This window comes from Neobacillus sp. K501 (genome assembly GCF_053749995.1).
The window spans coordinates 1-19,562 of sequence record NZ_JBSLYA010000017.1 but is presented as its reverse complement, the minus strand read 5'-3'; the positions used below and the strand labels follow the sequence as shown (position 1 = coordinate 19,562).

Here is a 19,562-nt window from a genome sequence, read left to right as displayed (position 1 = left end):
TTTATATTATATATCTTTGTAGAAGTTATCAGGTTGGGGATGGTATAGCATCACCCTGATTTGAAATGTAATCTTGGATCGACTGGTTTAGTTTATCATACCAATTGCTGCCCTTTGAAGATAGTAACTCCCAATAAGAAACATGATCGATAAGACTTTTATGTACGTGAGGTTCTTCAATCTTTGGTAAAAGTAATGTAGGTGTTTGTTCGGGGACAACGAATGTAACCTTAATTTTACATAATTTAAATATTCGAGCATAAACTTAATTTTTTTCATAAAGCCTAAACAACATAAAAAGGACTACCACATTTATTTTCAGGAAGTAGTCCTTCATTAAGCCCCTACCTCGACCCCTCATACTCCGTAAATAGGTATTCAACAATCTTGCACCTAACGGCTTCGTCTTCGATGTTGTGGTTTTTCATTGCAAGGGTAGCCATGTCTTGGATATTCACTTCTTTTAACTTGGTGAACATGCGATCCTCCGCTTCCCAAATGTTCTGGTGGACCTCACACATACCAGGTAAAGCCACCAACCCTCTTGTCTTGCTTCGGATATTGAAGCATTGGAACATGTGCGACCGTCCATTTATCGCAGCGTACACATCATAGAAACTTATCGTTTCGGGAACTTTAGAAAAGCTGATGCCCCCCTTCGTACCCAGTGAAGAATTAACGAGCCCCGCCTTACCTAATTGAGTGAAAATCTTAGCTAAATAGGAATGCTGAACCCCCAGCATGAATGCGAGCTGCTTGATTGGAACTCTTTCTTGGGAAGGTAACAGTGCCATTGTTATTAAACTGTGAAGCGCCGTTTCATAGGCTAACGAATTTCTCAACAAAACCCCTCCATACCTATCATAAAAATGCTACCATCGTTCGTAACGCAACAAACGACAAAACAAGGAACAATATGATCGTCGCGTAACTAGCCACTTTTTGCGATTTGGGAGATACAGTAATCCCCCAACTGACGAGAAACGACCAGATTCCATTAGAAAAATGAAATACAGCACTGATAACGCCGACAAGGTAAAAAACGAACATAGCGGAATTGGTAAGAATGTCATGCATCATGTCATAGTTAAGCTCGGTATTTCCTAGTGCGTATTGGATTCTCGTTTCCCACACATGCCAAACGATAAAAATCAGCGTGATGATACCAGTTATTCGCTGCAGGTAAAATAAATAATTACGGGCAAACCCATATGCCCTTACATTGTTTTCGGATTCAAAGGCAATATAGATACCTAACACCGCATGATACAAGATGGGAAGATAAATCAGCAAAAACTCTAAGACGAGTAAAAATGGTAAACTCTCCACGAGATGAACTGTCTTGTTAAACGCGTCAGGGCCTCTAGTAGCTTGATAATTTATCAAAAAATGAACCAGCAAATACCCTCCAATCGGCACAACCCCCACTAACGAATGAAGCTTCCGGTATCCAAAGCCATTCAACATCCCCATTTCCCTCACTCTCTACTCAAATTACGATAATTGATATCTAAATTATATGAATTGGATTTAGAAAAATTACCCACAGTGACAGCTCGAATTTAACTACAAAAAACCACTCCCTAATTTTTATAAGAAGTGGTTATTGCTATTTATATAAATTGTTTTCATGACTGCTTCACCCAATGGGCGAAAAAAACGCAGGACTTCTATGCCTTTTTTCTGAATGCTAATTAGCATCTTCTTTTTTATTAATTGTATTCAATACAATACAAACTAAGGCTGTAATAGCTTTGGGTGGAAAATAAACTTCACCGTATCGGTTAAATTACATCATGCCGCCGTAAGCTTTGAGTGTGCAATTTCGTTAACCCGAGGTGCGAAAAGTGCGGTAAATCAACGTTTTGGATATTACTGGTTGTTACATCTTTAACGTCGATTTACCGTTTTTTATCGAATTGCGTTAGCAAAATGTTAGCTTGTTAGTTTGTTTATACAATTAAGTTCATACAATTTTATTATAAAGATCAAATAACACTTTGGGTAACTCTGGGTTTTTTGAAAGCTTTCCAAAATTGAAATACTCTTGGACATACTGTAAATCTTCTTTTTCACAAGCTAATACAAAACATAAATAAAAAATTGAAATTCCACTCGTGACCGATTCCCATCGTTTATCAAGCATTGACAACCACTTTTCTCCAAGAGTTTTAATAATTTCTTTTCTTGATTCTAAGGATTCCTTCAATTTTTCGATAGTATCAATTCCAAAGAAACTTAGTTCGTTAATTCTTTTTGCAATATATCTCTCATCTGTATATTCAACGGTAATCGCCTTAGTTATAATCATAAAATGTTGCTCGATTTCATAAACTATTTTATCTTCCTGCAGAAATTCCTTTAATGATATATTATCTATAAATAAATTTAAATTTTGGGATTTAATTTGTTCTTTAACTTCAATTGTATACTTTTTTATTTCTTCTTTTATTCTTATAAATTCGATATCTGCTAATTCCAATAAACCTGCTATCCTGGAGAACTTTCTTCTCATATCAACAGGAATTTCAATTGCACTCTTATATCCAATATCATGTTCAATTTCTGCCCATGCATGTTGCAAAATAGATCTTATTTGAATTTCAAAATTAATCTCATTAAACCTTGAATACTCAGGTAGGGATGCTCTTGGCTCTGTTAATTTAATAATATAATGGAGTGATGAGTACCCAAAAGAGTCGAAATTTTTATTCCTTTTATCACATGAGTTATTTTTGTCTACATGAAACTGAGTTTTAACAATATTAGCAATTGTATCAACATCATCTTCAAAATATGTTATAACTCTTAGACCCAGAATATCAGTAATTTTATCTAAACCTGTATATTTATCTTCTTTACTATCAATTTTCTTAGATAAACTATTCCTGTCTTTTACCCTTGATTCAATACCATGAATAGTAATCCCGTTTTCCTTAATCAAGGAAAATATTAAATCTCTCAATTTTTTCTCGTATTCCAAGAATATTATTTTCTTTTGATCATATTCATTTAAAATTACTTCTTTCAAAACTCTTCCCCCCTCATCGAACTTAACCCTTTTCACTTTACATTGGTGCGTAACAATCTTTGTCTCTCCGTGAACAGGTAGTTCGGTGAGTCTGGCATTCCGTTACACAACAACAGCAAAATTTCCATTTTGCACCACCATTATATCAATCTCTAACTTCATTAATTTACCGTTTTTCACTGGATTGCGTTAGCAAAATGTTAGCATATTTTTTATGCTTGGAGGTTTTAGAATTTGTATACAATCCATCATTTAAATAATAAGCTAATGAGACAGCTCTCAATATGCTTGTATACCAAACTTAAGTAACTTCTTGGGTAATATATCATCTAAATTTTGGATATCAGCATCATTAATCTCTATTAAATTAAAGCCATATTTTTCATATATCCTTATTTTTTCTTTTTTTCTCACTTCATATTTCTCATCATTCTCTAGTCCCCAAAATTCTATGTATACTTTTCCCACTGGCAAATAAAAATCACAATATACATCTTCTTCAATCGGAAGTTTTCTCTCATAAGCATGAACTATTTCAGACATATATAACCAATTATCTATAAGCATTTCTGCCCTTGAACGAACATAGTGACCATCAGCACTTCTATGCTTTGCTTCAAACTTTTCTCGGAATCCTACATTAGAGTGGTTACTTTCGTTTTTCTCTTCTGGAGAGGATTCTCCTTGTATCTCTTTGAATGAACTTATAATACTCTTTTTAGTTAGAATATTTGGATTCCAACAAACATATGGAACTCCAGTCTTATCATATTCAAATTGCTTTCCACCCATTAGCTTGCCAAGTGGAGTGACTGTCCATCCCTTAACACCTTTTTGGACTAGACCTAATTCAGATAGTATGGGATTAATTCTAAACTTTGAAATTCCAAAGTGATTTCCTATGGCAGTGGAAGTTAATAAGTTTTTATTATTCTCTAACGAGTTAAAGATGGAGTCATTTTTAAAATCTTCGCTCCAAGCAATATAATTTCCATACTTTGGGTGGGATTTGACTATTCCTCCCTTATCTTTTCCCGCTTCTGTTAAAATCCAATTATCATCTTCTCTTTTGACTAATCCGAAATCTGCTAGTAATTTAAACACTTCCTTAACAGACATTTGGATTTCTTTTGAGAGTGCTGTTGTTGAAATGTATTTAGTTGTCACGACTCATACTCCTATCTTGTATTCACTTATGAGATTATTACAACAAGTCTAGTTACATTATCTTAAAGTGGTATTTCTTATCTATTCTCTTTGCAATTTCCTCCAAAAATGTATCCACTGTCATTTTTTCTACTTCTCTAGTATACCAAGCAAGTTTTGCACCCTTATCAATTCCGTTATATTCAACCTTTAATGGGATATATCCCCCCATTGTTTTAGTAAAATCAAATTTAATATAAAGTTCATCACCATTTGGACATTCAAGTAATACCTTGTAAATTGGATTTTTATATTCTGGTTCAAACTTTACTTTCTTTATTTTTGCTAACATCTTTATTCACCTACTAATCATCTTTTTAAACAGAACTCATTTTTTTGCTAGATTTATTACATGTTTATTTAAATACTCTTCTATCTGCATATATCTTAAAATTGGTGATTGTAAATTTTTAGTTTCACTCTTAGCGAAACTTCTTAATTCCATTAGACATTCTTTATACTTTTCATTAATAACAAACTCAAGATTCACTCCATATTTACCTAAAATCATTTCTTTTACTTTATTCAGTTGGTAAATTTGACTACTTTCAATTGTTGTTTTATTATCCTTTACAATCGGTGACCAAAGCATATAGTGTTTTTCATAGTTTGGTAGATACTTTTCAGCATATTCAATATCCTTACTGAATTTATCAACCAATTTCTGAATATTATTGTTCTTATTATCCTTTCCAACATATAATAATCCTGTTGTTAAATGTGTTGTAGATTCACAGACAAATGCCTCATTTGTTTTTAGATTCACCCCTACAAGGTCAATTTCACCTTGAACATCTTTCGTGTATAAATTCCTCTGAACAAAGTCACATTTTTTTATATGTTCTAGATAACTAGCAACAATTTCTTCACCAATATTCATATTTACCTCCATATTATCCCTGTAATTATTATACCAAAATTTGTTATGAAAAATCTTTACAACAAAAGACAGGTTATTGACGTTCATGACTATTAGTTATGTCTTCAACGTTATTAACCTCATTCTGTAAACAATAATCCCCCAAATGTGTTTCATAATTCGTCTTGGTCGTACTCTTGGTAAGTCTGTCATCCAAAAAGTCTTGATACGCAAATTTTAACAGCACAAAAAACCACTCCCTAAATTTTATAGGAAGTGGTTATTGCTATTGATATAAATTGTTTACATGACTACTTCTTAAAATGGGGGAAAAATAGCTATAACTATTTCTCAAATGTATGGCTTAGGAAGCCTTACATCATGCCGCCCATTCCACCCATACCGCCCATTCCGGACATGTCAGGCATTCCAGCACCAGCTGGTTCTGGCTTGTCAGCAACAACTGCTTCAGTTGTTAAGAACATAGCCGCTACAGATGCAGCGTTTTGAAGAGCTGAACGAGTAACCTTAGTTGGGTCAACGATACCAGCTTCGATCATGTTTACCCATTCGCCGTTAGCTGCGTTGAAACCTGTGCCGATTTCTTCGCGCTTTAAGCGGTCAACGATTACAGAGCCTTCAAGGCCAGCGTTGTGAGCGATTGTGCGTACAGGCTCTTCGATCGCACGTAATACGATGTTGATACCAGTTGCTACGTCGCCTTCTGCTTGAACTTCAGCCACTTTGCTGTATACGTTAAGAAGGGCTACACCACCACCGGATACGATACCTTCTTCAACAGCCGCACGAGTTGAGTTTAATGCGTCTTCGATACGAAGTTTGCGCTCTTTTAATTCTGTTTCAGTTGCAGCACCAACTTTGATGACTGCTACACCGCCAGCTAGTTTAGCTAAGCGCTCTTGTAATTTTTCACGGTCAAATTCAGAAGTCGTTTCTTCTAATTGAACGCGGATTTGGTTTACACGTGCTTGAATTGCAGCAGTGTCTCCAGCACCTTCAACGATTGTTGTATTTTCTTTCGTTACAACGATTTTCGCTGCGCGTCCTAAAGAAGTGATTTGAGTTGTTTTAAGGTCACGGCCAAGCTCTTCCGTTACCACTTCACCACCAGTTAAGGCAGCGATATCTTCAAGCATTGCTTTACGACGGTCACCAAAGCCAGGTGCCTTAACCGCAATCGCATTGAAAGTACCACGAAGTTTGTTCAAGATTAATGTAGCAAGTGCTTCGCCTTCTACATCTTCAGCAATCAATAATAATGGCTTGCCTTGTTGAACAACTTGCTCAAGAACCGGAAGAATTTCTTGAATGCTAGAGATCTTCTTGTCAGTGATTAAGATATATGGGTTTTCTAATACAGCTTCCATTTTATCTGAATCAGTTACCATGTAAGGAGATGCATATCCACGGTCGAATTGCATACCTTCTACTACATCTAATTCAGTTGTGAAGCCTTTAGATTCTTCTATTGTGATAACGCCATCGTTACCAACGCGCTCCATCGCTTCTGCGATTAATGCACCAACTTCTTCGTCAGCAGCAGAGATAGAAGCAACTTGTGCGATAGACGCTTTGTTTTCGATTGGTTTAGAAATAGCTTTTAATTCTTCAACCGCTACAGAAACAGCTTTTTCGATCCCTTTACGGATACCCATTGGGTTAGCACCAGCTGTAACGTTCTTTAAGCCTTCGCGAATCATCGCTTGAGCAAGAACCGTTGCAGTTGTTGTACCGTCACCAGCAACATCGTTTGTTTTGCTAGCAACTTCAGCAACAAGCTTAGCACCCATGTTTTCGAATGCATCTTCTAATTCAATTTCTTTCGCAATCGTTACACCATCATTTGTAATAAGTGGTGAACCGAATTTTTTTTCAAGAACCACGTTACGTCCTTTTGGTCCAAGCGTAACTTTAACTGCATTTGCTAGGGCATCAACCCCACGAAGCATTGCGCGGCGCGCGTCTTCACTAAACATAATTTCTTTAGCCATTGTTCAAAAAACCTCCTCGTATTTTTTAAACTAAGTATAATTGATTAAAATCCTTATTCTACAATCGCAAGGATATCGTTTTCACGTAAGATTAAGTATTCTTTGCCTTCGTACTTTACTTCTGTACCTGAGTATTTTGAGAAGATAATGCGACTTCCTTCAGAAACTTCAAGAGCAACACGTTCGCCATTTTCAAGGACACGTCCAGTTCCAACAGCAACTACTCTTCCTTCCTGAGGCTTTTCCTTCGCAGAGTCCGGTAAAACGATACCGCTTGCAGTTTTTTCTTCTGATTCGACAAGCTCAATGATAATGCGATCACCTAATGGTCTTAACAAATCAAACAACCTCCTCAAATATGTCTGTATTCTGAAATTATTAGCACTCTCTATTCATGAGTGCTAACACAATTATTATAATAATAAATGGTAAATTTTTTTGCAAGTCTGATGATGAATTTTTTTTACTTTTCTACAACCTTAAGAGTATTCGAGCAAATAGGAAATAATATACCTTAATTCTTCAAAATTGAAACAGGCAGGCTTTTATTAGTAGAATGGAATTAGTGCAAAATAAACCCTAAAGGAGATTTCATTTTGAAAAGGGAATATTGGATTATTTTAATAGTCTATATCGCAATGCAATTATCCAGCATCTTAGGAATTCCTGGGCTAACCTTTTTATTTAACTATTTAGGTCTCGACCAAGGTCTTGTCGTTCCCTATTGGTTGATATTTAGCTTCTCGATTGCTTTAATCATTGTGCTCTTCTTATTGCGAAAAGAACGCAAAGACTCTCGTGGGCTTGAAAGAGGCAGTTCATTTATGGTATCGGCTGTATGGGCCGTTGCTGGGGTATTTTTAGCTTTATTTTCTCAAAGTCTTGCAGGCAATATCGAACGATTGATTGGAGTGGAGATCGAGTCAGAAAACACCAAGCAAATCATTGGAATCATTGAATCCTTTCCACTTGCAATACTCGTCAGTTCTGTCATTGGACCCATTTTAGAAGAAATTGTTTTTAGAAAAATTATCTTTGGCTCACTACATAAACGCTTCAATTTCTTTATTTCAGCATTAATCAGTTCCGTGATATTTGCCTTAGCCCATATGGAGCCAGAACACATTCTCCTTTATTCTGCGATGGGCTTTACCTTTGCGTTTCTTTATGTGAAAACCAAGCATATCCTGGTGCCAATTTTTGCCCATGTTGCCATGAATACGATGGTTGTTCTCGTCCAATCTGTCTATAAAGAAGATATTGAAAGGTTAATGCGTGAGGCTGAAGCGATTCAAAACTTTATCGGAGGCTATCTATGAGACGTTCACCTTTGTTTTCCGGATTTATTTATTTCGTGCTCGGCAGCTTATTTACTTACTTTGCCATTCATGATGTTCAGCAAAACGGCTGGGGCTTTTTCAGCTATTTGCTCGTGTTGCTTGCCACATTTGATTTTGGTTCAGGCATTAAAATTTTTATTTTCTACTTTAAGTTCAAGGATAAAATTAAAAACAAATAGCGAAAAGCCTTTTCCCCCAGCATACGGGAAAAGGCTTTTCGCTTATTTTGAAACCTCTCGATTAATCACCATTCGTTCTTTCCCTAGTACAAAAATAAACAAAAACCCGAGCCCCGCGGGTACAAGAGCCCATGTAAAGGTTTGTACGATGGAGCTTGATAAAGCTTCTGTTATCTTCTCTAAAATTTGCGGCGGAATTTGACTTCTTGCTTCCTCCGATAATAATGACTGTGAATCCCCTTGTGCCATTGAACCCATACCGCCAAATGCTTCCGAAAGCTTGTCATTTAAACTGTTTCGTTGGATCATCCCAAAAATCGTAATCCCAATCGTCATCCCAAGCGAACGGATGAAATTACTGGTAGCCGTTGCCGACCCGCGCTGTTCCATGCCGAACGGATGAATCGCAGCCATGCTCAACACTGAAAAAGAAAAACCGACCCCTAAGCCAATGACCACCATGTAAATGGTTAAAACAGCTCTGCTAGTTTCAGGTGTAATCGTGCTTAATAATAGGAAGCCAGCGATTAAGATAATCGCTGAAATAAACATAATGTTTCGATAGCTCATCTTTGTTGTCAGGAATCCTCCGACTTGAGCGGTAATTACCGACCCAACCATCATTGGTAATAAAATCAGCCCTGAATTGGTTGCCGTTCCGCCATAAACGCCCTGTACAAAAATCGGTATATAAACGGTACCTGCCATAAACGCCGCACCATAGAATAGTCCAACCAGGGTGCTTCCGGCAAATAACTTATTTTTAAACATGACAAAGGAGATGATCGGATCACTTGCCTTCGTTTCAACATACAGAAAGATAATAAAAAGCAAAGCAAATCCCGCGAATAAGCTCATAATAATGCCAGAATCCCAGTCATATTTCTGACCGCCCAGCTCAAGTGCAAACATCAGACAGACAACAGCCCCGACTAACGTAACCGCTCCCCACCAATCGATGGACTGCTTTTTGTGAATCGGTGATTCTTTATAGGCAATGACAATGAAAATGAGCGAAATAATTCCCAGCGGCATGTTAATATAAAATATCCAGTGCCAGCTGATATGATCGGTAATAAACGCTCCAAGTAATGGCCCAAAAATACTCGACAATCCAAAAACCGCTCCAAACATTCCACCCATTTTACCTCGTTTTTCAGGTGGAAATAAGTCAAACATAATCGTAAAAGCAATGGGTACGAGCGCCCCGCCGCCAACACCTTGTATCGCTCGATATATACTTAACTGCGTGATATTTTCTGCAGTTCCACATAATGCTGACCCAACCATGAACAAGATTAATCCAAAAATAAAGAACCTTTTCCGTCCGTACATATCAGATAACTTCCCAAAAATCGGCATTCCAGCCATCTCCGCTACCATATAAGCGGAAACAACCCAGACAAAGCTTTCGAGGCCGCCAAGATCCCCGACAATCGTCCCCATCGCCGTTACAACAATCGTGTTATCCATTGAGGCCATCAGTATTCCTAGTAACAGGGCAGCAACCACCAAACCTAATTTACTCTCCTTCGTAACCATCCCATTCTCCTCATCTTTTATTCGATATTTTTACAATGGCTGATCCTTCTTGCGTAAAATCCTTGGTATATTCAACTAAATCGATATGGCAGCCATACCCTATCTTGACATTGTTGCCTCTGACAACTGCTGCTTTCGTATTTTCCAAAAAAATCTCATCACCCTCAATTACTTTTACAAAAAGGGAAGCATCATGATCCCCAAATGGGAGAAAGGCAGATTTTCTTTTTATGGTGATTTTCCCGCCACCGATTTCCTCTGCGATACTTTCACCAAAGCGGAGGACAATTTTTATCTTATCGGCGTTAAGCAGACCTTTTACCTCCATACCGCCATTTAGAACAAAGTTCTCATATTCCACATCTCCCTTAACCGAGAGGCTACCCTTAATATCAGCCTCATCCCCTGATAAGTCCTCACCGCTGTCGAGCGTGCCAAGAATCTTTATTTTCTTTAATTCTGACGTGCCGCCGATCATCATATTGCCCATGATCAACATATCATTTGCAGTCATATTCCCTTTGACTTCTGCTTCGCCAAACACTTTTACGGACCCCGTTTTAACATTTTCTAGTGCTTCACAAGTGCCATATACCTTAAGGACATCACAGTCCACATCGGTTATTATATTTCCGTCTCCCCTGATAGTGATTTTGTCATAATGCCCACCAGGATAATCCCCAGATCCATTGATCGTAAGATTTTGACCTTTACTCATTCCTTTCCCCCCTTACACTTCTCTGATTTCTTTCACGATTGCCGTTTTATCGATCGAAAACTCCCCAGAGTATTCCACGACATCAATCGTACAATTAGCACCGATCAAAACATGGTTTCCTCGGACTATTTCCGCCTTGGTGTTTTCAATTTCAATTCGATCGCCTTCAATCAATTCCGTCTCTAACTGGGTTGGCAGGATCGATTTAAATAGTCCCAATAGCGAAGCTTTTTGTTTAATCACAATCGTATGACCACCGATTTCTTTCGCTTTACAATCCCCAAAAAGTTTTATGTCGATTTTTTCCGCATTCAAAAGACCACTGATTGTAAATTGTGATTCCGCCTTAAACGTTTCTGCTTCGCAATCTCCTTCTACGGTTAACCGGCCATGGATACCTATTTCATCACTTTTAATTTTCCCGCCCACAGTTGCTTTTCCGGCTACTTTTAGTTTCTTAACATAGAGGCTATTCGCGATTTTAGCTGTTCCATCAACCTTTAGGGACTCACCCTCAAAATTCCCGTTAATTTTCCCGTTTCCGTTAATTTTGCCTGCTTGTGCAAATACATTCCCATTGACAACCCCAGAACCGTTGCAATCAAATTCCGTACATACTATATCGTTATTAACGGTCCCTTTTCCATTTAATTTCACTCGATCGAACTCTCCGCCGTTGGAAGACCCAAAACCATTGATCACCAAATCTCTCCTGATTTTCGAATCCATATTTCTGCTCCTTTATAGTAATTTCGCTTTTATTTCCTCCATACATGCCATCAACGAGAGGTGTGCAACCGTTTTGGTACCAGGTTCACATCGGAACCCCTCTGGATTGATTAACAATAGACAAGAAGATACCCCAAGCTTTCTCGTAATCACCACTTCACAATGTTTCTGCTTAATCTCCTGCCTGTTGGGGATTAATACTTGCAGCAGCATCTTCCCTTCATCCAAACTAATTTCGCCTGATTGAAGCAGCTTTTCTAATACATAAATCTCCAGCATCCTTGATAAATTAAAACGTGGTCCGCTTTTTTCGAGATCTAAATATAAATCCATTACAACTTGAGAAACAATGTTACGTTTTATGATTTCGCTTGACTCTAATGTTAAATTTGACAAATTGGGTGAAAACATATCTGCAAGTTCATCTAAGGACAAATTCTCTTTCATTGTTTGGATTTTTTCTATTCTTTCTAAAATTTTTGCTTTTGGAAAGAAGGTTTCCTGACCCGTAAACGTTGATTTCCGTACAAACCATTCTTCAGGAATAAGGTCTTTACGTTTCCAACGGTATAACTGTCCGTACGAAATTCCGGCCGCTTCTAATAAATCCTTTTTCGAAATTAACTCCTCGCTCATTTTGTAAAACTCCCTTCTAACAACAATGTAACATAACACTGTTACGTTGTAAAGTTGTGGAAATGAAAAAACTCTTCCCTTTTAGAGAAGAGCCTAAAGTCATCGTTATTTATCCCGCATTAACGGGCAGTAAAACCCCCACTGATTGAAGTTTCACTTTATTCCACTTCCTCAGCCGTTGGATAGTGCTTTAAGAAGTAGACGAGAGATTGCAGTTCTACCGCTAGATCAATGTGATGGACACGAATCGATGACGGGACATTTAATCTCGCTGGAGTAAAATTCAAGATTCCTTTCACATTTGCTTTTACCAGCCGGTCAGTTATCATTTGCGCGACCGGTGCAGGTACCGTCAGAATCGCCACCGGAATTTCCTCTTTCGCCAAATATTCATCCAAGTCATCCATATGGTAGACTGGGACATCGCCGATCGTCGTACCCATTTTTTCTGTGTCCACATCAAAGGCACAGGCAATTTTTGTATTATTATTTTTCAAAAAATTGTAATTAAGAAAAGCGGTTCCGAGGTTACCCACCCCAATCAACGCCACTTTTGTTAATTCATCCTGATCTAATGTTTTTCTGAAAAATGTAAGAAGATAATTCACATTGTAGCCGTAACCCTTTTTCCCTAAGGCACCAAAATAGGAAAAGTCCCGGCGAATGGTTGCAGAATCCACTTTCACGGCCTCACTTAATTCCGCCGAGGAAACCCTTTGTTTGCCGGAAGAATGAAGATTCTTTAGAAATCGATAATATAAGGGAAGTCGCTTTGCTGTCGCTTGTGGTATTTTCATCGTATCGTTACTCATAATCTCCACACCCTTTGTTCTTTATTTAACCGGTTCGGTTCTTAGGAAATCTCCGTTTTTCCCTCCGGTTTTTTCCACTAGATAAGTTGATCCAATCACCATACCCTTATCTACTGCTTTACACATATCATAAATGGTTAACGCACAGGCAGATGCCGCTGTTAGCGCTTCCATTTCAACACCTGTATTCCCTTTTGTTTTTACTGCTGCTTGAATATTTAGGCGATACGCTTCCGTCTGTTCCTGTTCCCAAGCAAAGGTTACATTGACACCCGTCAACGGAATCGGATGGCACATCGGAATGATATCCCATGTTTTTTTCGCTGCCAATACCGCGGCAACCTGCGCGACAGCAAGAACATCGCCTTTTTTCATTTCATTATTTGTGATTTTTTCATAGATTTCTTTACTAACAACAATGCTGGAATGAGCAAGCGCCGTCCGTGCTGTCTCTGGTTTATCACTAACATCAACCATCTTTGCTCTTCCTTCTTCGTTAAAATGCGTAAACTCTGCCATACAATTAATCCTCCAATAAAAAGATGATACACTATTTTTATCCATTTGTCTGTGAAACTTTGAACGAATTACGATAAATTATCTGTTTTTTCAGGAGAAACCTATGACCATATAGACCTTTATTGCCGCAACTGTAGGAATAAGGTACACTAATTTTAAGTAATAGAGGTGAATTTCAATGATATTATTACAAGTTAATCAATTACAGAAATATTATGGTGCTGACCTTATTTTATCGAATATAAAACTTGAATTACAAACCCGTGACCGTGTAGCCCTTGTTGGAAGGAACGGGGCGGGCAAGTCAACGCTATTAAAAATTATCGCCGGACACCTGTCCCATGATGGCGGAGAAATTATTAAACCGAAGGAAGTCACGATCGGTTATTTAGCACAGAATACGGGCCTAGAATCGAATTTGTCTATTTGGGACGAAATGTTGACGGTGTTCGAATCCCTTAGGTCCATGGAAAAATCACTAAGAAAGCTCGAAGAACGAATGTCAGACCCTTCCGCTTTCGAGGACAGTGGCAGCTATGAAAAGATCTTAAAGGAATACGACCAGCTTCAGATCCAGTTTAAAGATCAAGGCGGCTATCAATACGAGGCCGATATCCGCTCGATCTTACATGGTTTAAATTTCCCTGATAGTTCGGTGATGATTTCAAGTCTAAGTGGTGGTCAGAAAACACGTCTGGCGTTAGGGAAATTACTGTTAACCAAGCCGGATATTTTAATCCTCGATGAGCCGACGAACCATCTAGATATTGATACTCTTTCCTGGCTTGAGCAATACTTACAAGGTTATGATGGAGCCATCTTGATCGTATCCCATGACCGTTACTTTTTAGATAAAGTCGTTACACAGGTATATGAGGTTTCTCGTAAGCAAATTCAGAAATTCATCGGCAACTACAGCTCTTATCTGGATCAAAAGGCAGCCAATTATGAGCGGGATATGAAGCTTTTTGAGCGGCAGCAGCAGGAAGTCGCAGCCCTTCAAGACTTCATCCAGCGAAACCTTGCACGAGCCTCCACAACCAAAAGGGCTCAAAGCCGCCGTAAAAAACTCGACAAAATGGAACTTATGGATCGCCCGTTAGGTGACGAAAAATCGGCAACGTTCTCATTTGAAATCGAAAAGCAAAGCGGAAATGATGTTCTGACCGTTGACTCCCTTGCGATTGGCTATGATGGCGAGAAAATTTCAGATGATATTTCCTTCCGTGTCTACAGAGGCGATAGTATTGCTTTAGTAGGTCCGAATGGCATTGGCAAGTCGACATTATTAAAAACGATTATCAAAAAGCTCCCGGCCTTAAGTGGCAATGTCTTATATGGCACCAACCTCAATATTGGTTACTACGATCAGGAGCAGGCGGAGTTGACCTCCAATAAGCGTGTATTGAACGAACTTTGGGATGAGTATCCTTTAAAAAACGAAAAGGAAATCCGGACTGTATTAGGAAATTTCCTCTTCTCTGGTGACGATGTGTTAAAAATCGTTTCTACCTTAAGCGGTGGTGAAAAAGCCCGACTTGCACTCGCGAAGCTGATGTTGGAGAAAGCCAATGTCTTGATTTTGGACGAGCCTACTAACCATCTGGACCTTGATAGCAAGGAAGTACTCGAAAATGCGCTGATCGATTATCCTGGAACGATTTTATTCGTCTCTCATGACCGTTACTTCATTAATCGGATTGCGACAAAGGTTGTAGAATTAAGCGGTAACGGCAGCACGGAGTTCCTTGGAGACTACGATTATTATGTTGAAAAAACACTTGAGCAGGAAGAACTTCTAGCATTAGAGGCTGCTACGGTAAGCAAGAAAGCTAATGCAGAATCTCCTGAGAAAAATAGTTATCAACAGGATAAGGAAAGTAAAAAGCTTGAACGGCAGCGCAAACGGAAATTAGAAGAAATAGAGTTGCGGATTGAAGAGTTAGAGGAACAGATCCAAGGTTATGAGGAACAGCTTTGTGAGCCAGAGATTTTCCAAGATCACGAAAAGGTTTTAGAAATTAATTTAAAAAATGAAAAGGCAAAAGCTGAACTGGAACAGTTAATGGAGGACTGGGCTGAATTAGCTGAATAGATAGAAGTGCAGGGCTTGGAGAATTTATTCCAAGCTCTTTTTCCTGGATTTCGTATGTTTTTCGACAAAATTTACCGGAATTCGCTACAAATCGAGCTTGATTTTCGCTTTTCCACAAGGTTATTCACATATTAAATCTGATTTTTTCAGGCTAATTCACACTTTTCCACATTGTCCACAAAAAACCGCTCACTTATCCACATTATCAACAGAAATAACATTGGTTATCCACATTATTCATGCTATGCACAATTCTCAGAAAAAAGTTATCCACATAAAAATGTCGGAAAAACTTTATATACTATGTTTTACGTGACCAAATCTCATTTTTTATAATTACCCTTCACACTGATCATCACCAGCTTGGGCATTATCAACCCTTTATAATTACCATTCTCACCGATCCATCACCGGCTCGGGCATTATCAACCCTTTATAATTACCTTTCTTACCGATCCATCACCGACTCGGGCATTATCAACCATTTTTTCTAACTCAGTGCGGGCACATAGAGTCAAAAAAGCCCTTCTATTAAAGAAGGACTATACATTATACAATTCAATATCCAAACCAGGGTTGGCATTTAATGAAAGTTCCGCACGAATGCCTTTTTCAAACATGATACTGCCAGCTGCTGCAATCATTGCCGCGTTATCTGTACATAACGATAACGGCGGAATCACTAACTCAATTCCATCCTTTTCTGAAAAAGCCTGCTCCAACGCGGCCCTCAGCCCCTTATTCGCGGCAACTCCACCAGCGAGTAAAACCTGTTTTACACCATACTCTGCCGTTGCTCTCTCTGTTTTCTTCACTAATACTTCGATCACACTTTCTTGGAAGCTTGCTGCAAGATCTTCAGGTGCGATTGTTTCGCCTCGCTGCTCTGCATTGTGGACAGTGTTAATAACCGCTGATTTTAAGCCGCTAAAACTAAAATCATAGGAGCCTTCCTCCAGCCATGCTCTAGGCAAATTAAGAGTTGCACTGCCCTCAGCCGCTAAGCGATCAATATGCGGACCACCAGGATACGGCAGATTTAATGTCCTTGCTACCTTGTCATAGGCTTCACCAGCGGCGTCATCTCTCGTCTCTCCAATGACCTCAAAGTGGCCTTGTTCCTTCATATAGACAAGCTCAGTGTGTCCACCAGAAACCACCAAGGATAACAGGGGAAATTTCATTTCTGTCACCAATCTATTCGCATAAATATGACCCGCAATATGATGGACAGGGACAAGAGGAAGATTATGCGCAAATGCCAATGCTTTCGCAGCATTCACACCGATTAACAGCGCTCCTACTAAACCAGGACCTTCCGTTACGGCAATCGCATCTAAATCAGCAAACGTTAGACTCGCTTGATTTAATGCCTCTTCGATTACAAGCGTAATTTGTTCAACATGGTGCCGAGATGCGATCTCTGGAACAACTCCCCCAAAGCGCTTATGACTTTCAATTTGGGATGCTACGACATTCGCCGCTATTTCCCGTCCATTTTTTATGATGGCCACAGCCGTCTCATCACAGCTCGTTTCAATTCCTAATATCCATTGATCTTTTTTCATAAATTCACCCACATCACTAGCGCATCTTCCTGATTATCAGAATAATAATTTTTCCGAATGCCGCCATTTTGGAAACCTAATTTGCGATAAAGCGATTGTGCGACATGGTTTGTCACACGGACTTCAAGCGTCATGCTCCTAGCCCCCAAATCGACTGCTACTGTCATCATTTTTCGCAGCAGGGCTTCCCCTAGCTTCTTACCTCTATATTCAGGCAGAACGGCAACATTCGTTACATGCGCCTCATCAATGACAATCCAAGCCCCGCAATAGCCAATAATTTTTTCATTTTCTTCTAATACCAAATAAACTGCAAATTTATTATTGAAAATTTCGTTATAGAAAGCATCACGACTCCATGGTGTCGTAAATGAAGCATGTTCAACCTCAAGAATCTGATCGATATCCTCTTCCTTCATATAACGAAAAACAAAAGAATCTACCATATCTCTCGAATCCTATCCATTTAAAATTTTCCCCTTTGCCTCCAACCACTTCGCCTCGGCTTCTGCTAGGCGAATATAATTAGGAACAAACGAATGAATGTCTTCCTCTGGTTTATTCTTACCTAGAAAGGCAAGCTCTGAGGGGCGGGGATTATATTCTGTAATTGCTGCAAAAACAGCCTGAGAACCTAATATTTCTTCTATATTCTCTTGATGGAGTGGCAAATCATTGCCGACAAAGAGAATCGGCTTAGCCGTCTCCTTTAATTCAGCAGCCCAATCGACCAACATGAACAGCCTGTCTTCCTTAACCGTTTTGAATGCACCACTTTCATAGTGATATAAACCAGTGTAGACTTGTCCTCTTCTTGCATCAAATAGCGGTGAAACATAGCCATCAAAGTAACGGCCTGTTCCTGAAGCTAAGATTTCAAGACTGGAAACACCCACGAGCGGCAGCTTTAATGACCAAGCCAAGGTTTTTGCTATTGTCACACCAATTCTTACACCAGTATAAGACCCTGGTCCTTTTGCCACAACAATCTTTGTTAAATCTGCTGGCACCCTTTCACAATCCTTCATTAACGTCTGGATTGCCGGCATGATTCTTACTGAATGGTTCTTTTTTAGGTTTGTTATATATTCACCAAGAACCTGGTTCTCTTCTACAAGCGCTACCCCTAATGCATAATTGGAGGTATCAATGGCTAATATCGTCATTTGAAAAAATCTCCTTACATAATTGCTCATATCTTTTTCCCTTTGGAACAAGGACCATTCTTCGCTTATCATGTTCTTCATGATACAAATAAATCGTCAGCATTTCCGCTGGGAGCTGCTCTTCGATTAAATGAGCCCATTCCACCACCGTGACTCCATCACCTTCAAAGTACTCATCAAAGCCTAAATCTTCAAAAGCATCGGCAACACGATATACATCCATATGGTACAAAGGCAATCTGCCCCTATATTCTTTTATGATCGTAAAAGTAGGACTATTTACTATTTTCTTAATATCCAATCCCTTTGCCAGCCCTTTGGTAAAAGTAGTTTTACCTGCACCTAAATCTCCTTCTAATGCAAGAACATCTCCAGGCTGTAAAAACCTAGCTAGCCGCGCAGCAAACTCGGAGGTTTCATTTGGATCGGTTGTATTTAATTCAAATTGATTCATCCAATCACCTTTTTACTATAACATTACTTTCCATTAACCATTTTACCTTATTTATGTACAAAAAAACCTTAGGATGTCTCCTAAGGATGCATATTTACTATGTATTTTACCTAAAAAATTTATTTTCAGCAAAAAAGACATAAAAAAAACGAAACTTTGTTTCGTCATTCAATCAAACTATTAAATGGCGGTCCCGACCGGGATCGAACCGGCGATCTCCTGCGTGACAGGCAGGCATGTTAACCGCTACACCACGGGACCACTGTTTTTAAATAATGGATTATTGCGGGGACAGGATTTGAACCTGCGACCTTCGGGTTATGAGCCCGACGAGCTACCAGACTGCTCCACCCCGCGACAATAAAAAATATATAATTTTGATCATACCCTTAGTTTGAATGACCGCCCCGATTTCAGAAGGCTTATTCAAGTAGTGGCTCAATCGGTGCGCTGTAGATAATTCGAAGAAGTTTATTCGAACGTGCTCCACCCCGCGACAATATTATGTGTGTGTACTAAATTAGTATATGTAATTAAAAATAATTTATGCACACTTTTTAAAATAAAACAGCCTGGCAACGTCCTACTCTCACAGGGACAAAGTCCCAACTACCATCGGCGCTGAGAAGCTTAACTTCCGTGTTCGGTATGGGAACGGGTGTGACCTTCTCGCTATTGCTACCAGACTATTTTCTT

The 19,562-nt window shown here is 38.9% G+C and carries 21 protein-coding genes, 2 tRNA genes, 1 rRNA gene and 1 pseudogene; 3 read left to right on the top strand and 22 right to left on the bottom strand.

Annotated features, from left to right (window positions below; all coding sequences use genetic code 11):
- Nucleotides 1–344: 344 nt before the first annotated feature.
- The 9 genes and pseudogenes from ACWM35_RS23880 to groES all read right to left on the bottom strand — a co-directional run bounded on the left by ACWM35_RS23880 (nucleotide 345) and on the right by groES (nucleotide 7,446).
- Nucleotides 345–842, bottom strand: a complete 498-nt coding sequence (locus ACWM35_RS23880) for an Rrf2 family transcriptional regulator (protein WP_454821393.1) — start codon at nucleotides 840–842, stop codon at nucleotides 345–347.
- 19 nt (nucleotides 843–861) lie between these two features.
- Nucleotides 862–1,473: a succinate dehydrogenase cytochrome b558 subunit gene (locus ACWM35_RS23875; RefSeq protein ID WP_454821392.1), complete on the bottom strand. Its 612-nt coding sequence runs from the start codon at nucleotides 1,471–1,473 to the stop codon at nucleotides 862–864.
- Between the two features lie 493 nt (nucleotides 1,474–1,966).
- The gene (locus ACWM35_RS23870) at nucleotides 1,967–3,031 is read right to left on the bottom strand and encodes a GTP pyrophosphokinase (RefSeq protein ID WP_454821391.1); all 1,065 of its coding nucleotides are present in this window, start codon (nucleotides 3,029–3,031) and stop codon (nucleotides 1,967–1,969) included.
- A 21-nt stretch (nucleotides 3,032–3,052) separates the two neighbouring features.
- Nucleotides 3,053–3,115: pseudogene (locus tag ACWM35_RS23865) on the bottom strand (XtrA/YqaO family protein); the annotation flags it as partial.
- A 195-nt stretch (nucleotides 3,116–3,310) separates the two neighbouring features.
- Nucleotides 3,311–4,198: a glycerol kinase gene (locus ACWM35_RS23860; protein WP_454821390.1), complete on the bottom strand. Its 888-nt coding sequence runs from the start codon at nucleotides 4,196–4,198 to the stop codon at nucleotides 3,311–3,313.
- A gap of 52 nt (nucleotides 4,199–4,250) precedes the next feature.
- Complete coding sequence (locus ACWM35_RS23855) at nucleotides 4,251–4,529, bottom strand: hypothetical protein (protein WP_454821389.1); 279 nt, start codon at nucleotides 4,527–4,529, stop codon at nucleotides 4,251–4,253.
- 36 nt (nucleotides 4,530–4,565) lie between these two features.
- Nucleotides 4,566–5,117 (bottom strand): hypothetical protein, encoded by a 552-nt coding sequence (locus ACWM35_RS23850; protein WP_454821388.1) that lies wholly within the window; start codon nucleotides 5,115–5,117, stop codon nucleotides 4,566–4,568.
- A 353-nt stretch (nucleotides 5,118–5,470) separates the two neighbouring features.
- Nucleotides 5,471–7,108 carry a chaperonin GroEL gene (groL, locus tag ACWM35_RS23845; protein ID WP_454821387.1) on the bottom strand — a complete coding sequence of 546 codons (1,638 nt, stop codon included), beginning with the start codon at nucleotides 7,106–7,108 and terminating at the stop codon, nucleotides 5,471–5,473.
- Between the two features lie 53 nt (nucleotides 7,109–7,161).
- Nucleotides 7,162–7,446 carry a co-chaperone GroES gene (groES, locus tag ACWM35_RS23840; RefSeq protein WP_454821386.1) on the bottom strand — a complete coding sequence of 95 codons (285 nt, stop codon included), beginning with the start codon at nucleotides 7,444–7,446 and terminating at the stop codon, nucleotides 7,162–7,164.
- A gap of 258 nt (nucleotides 7,447–7,704) precedes the next feature.
- Between groES and ACWM35_RS23835 the strand changes: the two genes are divergently transcribed.
- Both ACWM35_RS23835 and ACWM35_RS23830 read left to right on the top strand, forming a co-directional pair.
- Nucleotides 7,705–8,427: a CPBP family intramembrane glutamic endopeptidase gene (locus tag ACWM35_RS23835; protein ID WP_454821385.1), complete on the top strand. Its 723-nt coding sequence runs from the start codon at nucleotides 7,705–7,707 to the stop codon at nucleotides 8,425–8,427.
- Entirely contained in the window at nucleotides 8,424–8,627 is a 204-nt protein-coding gene (locus tag ACWM35_RS23830; RefSeq protein WP_454821384.1) for a YdiK family protein, read from the top strand. The genes ACWM35_RS23835 and ACWM35_RS23830 overlap by 4 nt, the downstream gene beginning before the upstream one ends.
- Nucleotides 8,628–8,669: 42 nt before the next feature.
- On the opposite strand, the gene ACWM35_RS23825 is transcribed toward ACWM35_RS23830, so the two are convergent.
- The 6 genes from ACWM35_RS23825 to moaC form a co-directional block, all read right to left on the bottom strand.
- Nucleotides 8,670–10,169, bottom strand: a complete 1,500-nt coding sequence (locus ACWM35_RS23825; RefSeq protein WP_454821383.1) for an MDR family MFS transporter — start codon at nucleotides 10,167–10,169, stop codon at nucleotides 8,670–8,672.
- Between the two features lie 10 nt (nucleotides 10,170–10,179).
- Nucleotides 10,180–10,887 (bottom strand): cytoplasmic protein, encoded by a 708-nt coding sequence (locus tag ACWM35_RS23820; RefSeq protein WP_454821382.1) that lies wholly within the window; start codon nucleotides 10,885–10,887, stop codon nucleotides 10,180–10,182.
- Nucleotides 10,888–10,899: 12 nt separating this feature from the next.
- Nucleotides 10,900–11,616 (bottom strand): cytoplasmic protein, encoded by a 717-nt coding sequence (locus ACWM35_RS23815; protein ID WP_454821381.1) that lies wholly within the window; start codon nucleotides 11,614–11,616, stop codon nucleotides 10,900–10,902.
- A gap of 12 nt (nucleotides 11,617–11,628) precedes the next feature.
- Nucleotides 11,629–12,252: a YhbD family protein gene (locus tag ACWM35_RS23810; protein WP_454821380.1), complete on the bottom strand. Its 624-nt coding sequence runs from the start codon at nucleotides 12,250–12,252 to the stop codon at nucleotides 11,629–11,631.
- 158 nt (nucleotides 12,253–12,410) lie between these two features.
- Nucleotides 12,411–13,064: a redox-sensing transcriptional repressor Rex gene (locus ACWM35_RS23805; RefSeq protein ID WP_454821379.1), complete on the bottom strand. Its 654-nt coding sequence runs from the start codon at nucleotides 13,062–13,064 to the stop codon at nucleotides 12,411–12,413.
- A 21-nt stretch (nucleotides 13,065–13,085) separates the two neighbouring features.
- On the bottom strand, nucleotides 13,086–13,583 hold the full coding sequence (gene moaC / locus ACWM35_RS23800) for a cyclic pyranopterin monophosphate synthase MoaC (RefSeq protein WP_454821378.1): 498 nt from the start codon (nucleotides 13,581–13,583) through the stop codon (nucleotides 13,086–13,088).
- Between the two features lie 178 nt (nucleotides 13,584–13,761).
- Here moaC and ACWM35_RS23795 point away from each other — a divergent pair, with 178 nt between their 5' ends.
- Nucleotides 13,762–15,678 (top strand): ABC-F family ATP-binding cassette domain-containing protein, encoded by a 1,917-nt coding sequence (locus ACWM35_RS23795; protein WP_454821377.1) that lies wholly within the window; start codon nucleotides 13,762–13,764, stop codon nucleotides 15,676–15,678.
- Nucleotides 15,679–16,220: 542 nt separating this feature from the next.
- Here ACWM35_RS23795 and tsaD read toward each other — a convergent pair.
- The 7 genes from tsaD to rrf form a co-directional block, all read right to left on the bottom strand.
- Nucleotides 16,221–17,246 (bottom strand): tRNA (adenosine(37)-N6)-threonylcarbamoyltransferase complex transferase subunit TsaD, encoded by a 1,026-nt coding sequence (gene tsaD / locus ACWM35_RS23790; protein WP_454821376.1) that lies wholly within the window; start codon nucleotides 17,244–17,246, stop codon nucleotides 16,221–16,223.
- Nucleotides 17,243–17,692 carry a ribosomal protein S18-alanine N-acetyltransferase gene (gene rimI, locus ACWM35_RS23785; protein WP_454821375.1) on the bottom strand — a complete coding sequence of 150 codons (450 nt, stop codon included), beginning with the start codon at nucleotides 17,690–17,692 and terminating at the stop codon, nucleotides 17,243–17,245. The genes tsaD and rimI overlap by 4 nt, the downstream gene beginning before the upstream one ends.
- 12 nt (nucleotides 17,693–17,704) lie before the next feature.
- Nucleotides 17,705–18,412, bottom strand: a complete 708-nt coding sequence (gene tsaB / locus ACWM35_RS23780) for a tRNA (adenosine(37)-N6)-threonylcarbamoyltransferase complex dimerization subunit type 1 TsaB (protein ID WP_454821374.1) — start codon at nucleotides 18,410–18,412, stop codon at nucleotides 17,705–17,707.
- Nucleotides 18,393–18,866, bottom strand: coding sequence for a tRNA (adenosine(37)-N6)-threonylcarbamoyltransferase complex ATPase subunit type 1 TsaE (gene tsaE / locus ACWM35_RS23775; RefSeq protein ID WP_454821373.1), 474 nt, complete (start codon nucleotides 18,864–18,866; stop codon nucleotides 18,393–18,395). Before tsaE ends, tsaB begins: the two co-directional genes overlap by 20 nt.
- Nucleotides 18,867–19,051: 185 nt before the next feature.
- Nucleotides 19,052–19,127, bottom strand: a tRNA-Asp gene (locus ACWM35_RS23770).
- A 22-nt stretch (nucleotides 19,128–19,149) separates the two neighbouring features.
- Nucleotides 19,150–19,223 (bottom strand) — tRNA-Met (locus ACWM35_RS23765).
- Between the two features lie 213 nt (nucleotides 19,224–19,436).
- Nucleotides 19,437–19,552: ribosomal RNA gene (gene rrf / locus ACWM35_RS23760) — 5S ribosomal RNA — on the bottom strand.
- Nucleotides 19,553–19,562 lie beyond the last annotated feature (10 nt).

What these genes read in the sequence shown, in the direction of transcription:
- ACWM35_RS23875 (WP_454821392.1), bottom strand. Translation starts at nt 1,473, where the DNA reads ATGGGGATGTTGAATGGCTTTGGATACCGGAAGCTTCATTCGTTAGTG.
- ACWM35_RS23855 (WP_454821389.1), bottom strand. Translation starts at nt 4,529, where the DNA reads ATGTTAGCAAAAATAAAGAAAGTAAAGTTTGAACCAGAATATAAAAAT.
- ACWM35_RS23850 (WP_454821388.1), bottom strand. Translation starts at nt 5,117, where the DNA reads ATGAATATTGGTGAAGAAATTGTTGCTAGTTATCTAGAACATATAAAA.
- groL (WP_454821387.1), bottom strand. Translation starts at nt 7,108, where the DNA reads ATGGCTAAAGAAATTATGTTTAGTGAAGACGCGCGCCGCGCAATGCTT.
- ACWM35_RS23830 (WP_454821384.1), top strand. Translation starts at nt 8,424, where the DNA reads ATGAGACGTTCACCTTTGTTTTCCGGATTTATTTATTTCGTGCTCGGC.
- ACWM35_RS23825 (WP_454821383.1), bottom strand. Translation starts at nt 10,169, where the DNA reads ATGGTTACGAAGGAGAGTAAATTAGGTTTGGTGGTTGCTGCCCTGTTA.
- ACWM35_RS23820 (WP_454821382.1), bottom strand. Translation starts at nt 10,887, where the DNA reads ATGAGTAAAGGTCAAAATCTTACGATCAATGGATCTGGGGATTATCCT.
- ACWM35_RS23815 (WP_454821381.1), bottom strand. Translation starts at nt 11,616, where the DNA reads ATGGATTCGAAAATCAGGAGAGATTTGGTGATCAATGGTTTTGGGTCT.
- ACWM35_RS23810 (WP_454821380.1), bottom strand. Translation starts at nt 12,252, where the DNA reads ATGAGCGAGGAGTTAATTTCGAAAAAGGATTTATTAGAAGCGGCCGGA.
- ACWM35_RS23805 (WP_454821379.1), bottom strand. Translation starts at nt 13,064, where the DNA reads ATGAGTAACGATACGATGAAAATACCACAAGCGACAGCAAAGCGACTT.
- moaC (WP_454821378.1), bottom strand. Translation starts at nt 13,583, where the DNA reads ATGGCAGAGTTTACGCATTTTAACGAAGAAGGAAGAGCAAAGATGGTT.
- ACWM35_RS23795 (WP_454821377.1), top strand. Translation starts at nt 13,762, where the DNA reads ATGATATTATTACAAGTTAATCAATTACAGAAATATTATGGTGCTGAC.
- tsaD (WP_454821376.1), bottom strand. Translation starts at nt 17,246, where the DNA reads ATGAAAAAAGATCAATGGATATTAGGAATTGAAACGAGCTGTGATGAG.
- rimI (WP_454821375.1), bottom strand. Translation starts at nt 17,692, where the DNA reads ATGGTAGATTCTTTTGTTTTTCGTTATATGAAGGAAGAGGATATCGAT.
- tsaB (WP_454821374.1), bottom strand. Translation starts at nt 18,412, where the DNA reads ATGACGATATTAGCCATTGATACCTCCAATTATGCATTAGGGGTAGCG.
- tsaE (WP_454821373.1), bottom strand. Translation starts at nt 18,866, where the DNA reads ATGAATCAATTTGAATTAAATACAACCGATCCAAATGAAACCTCCGAG.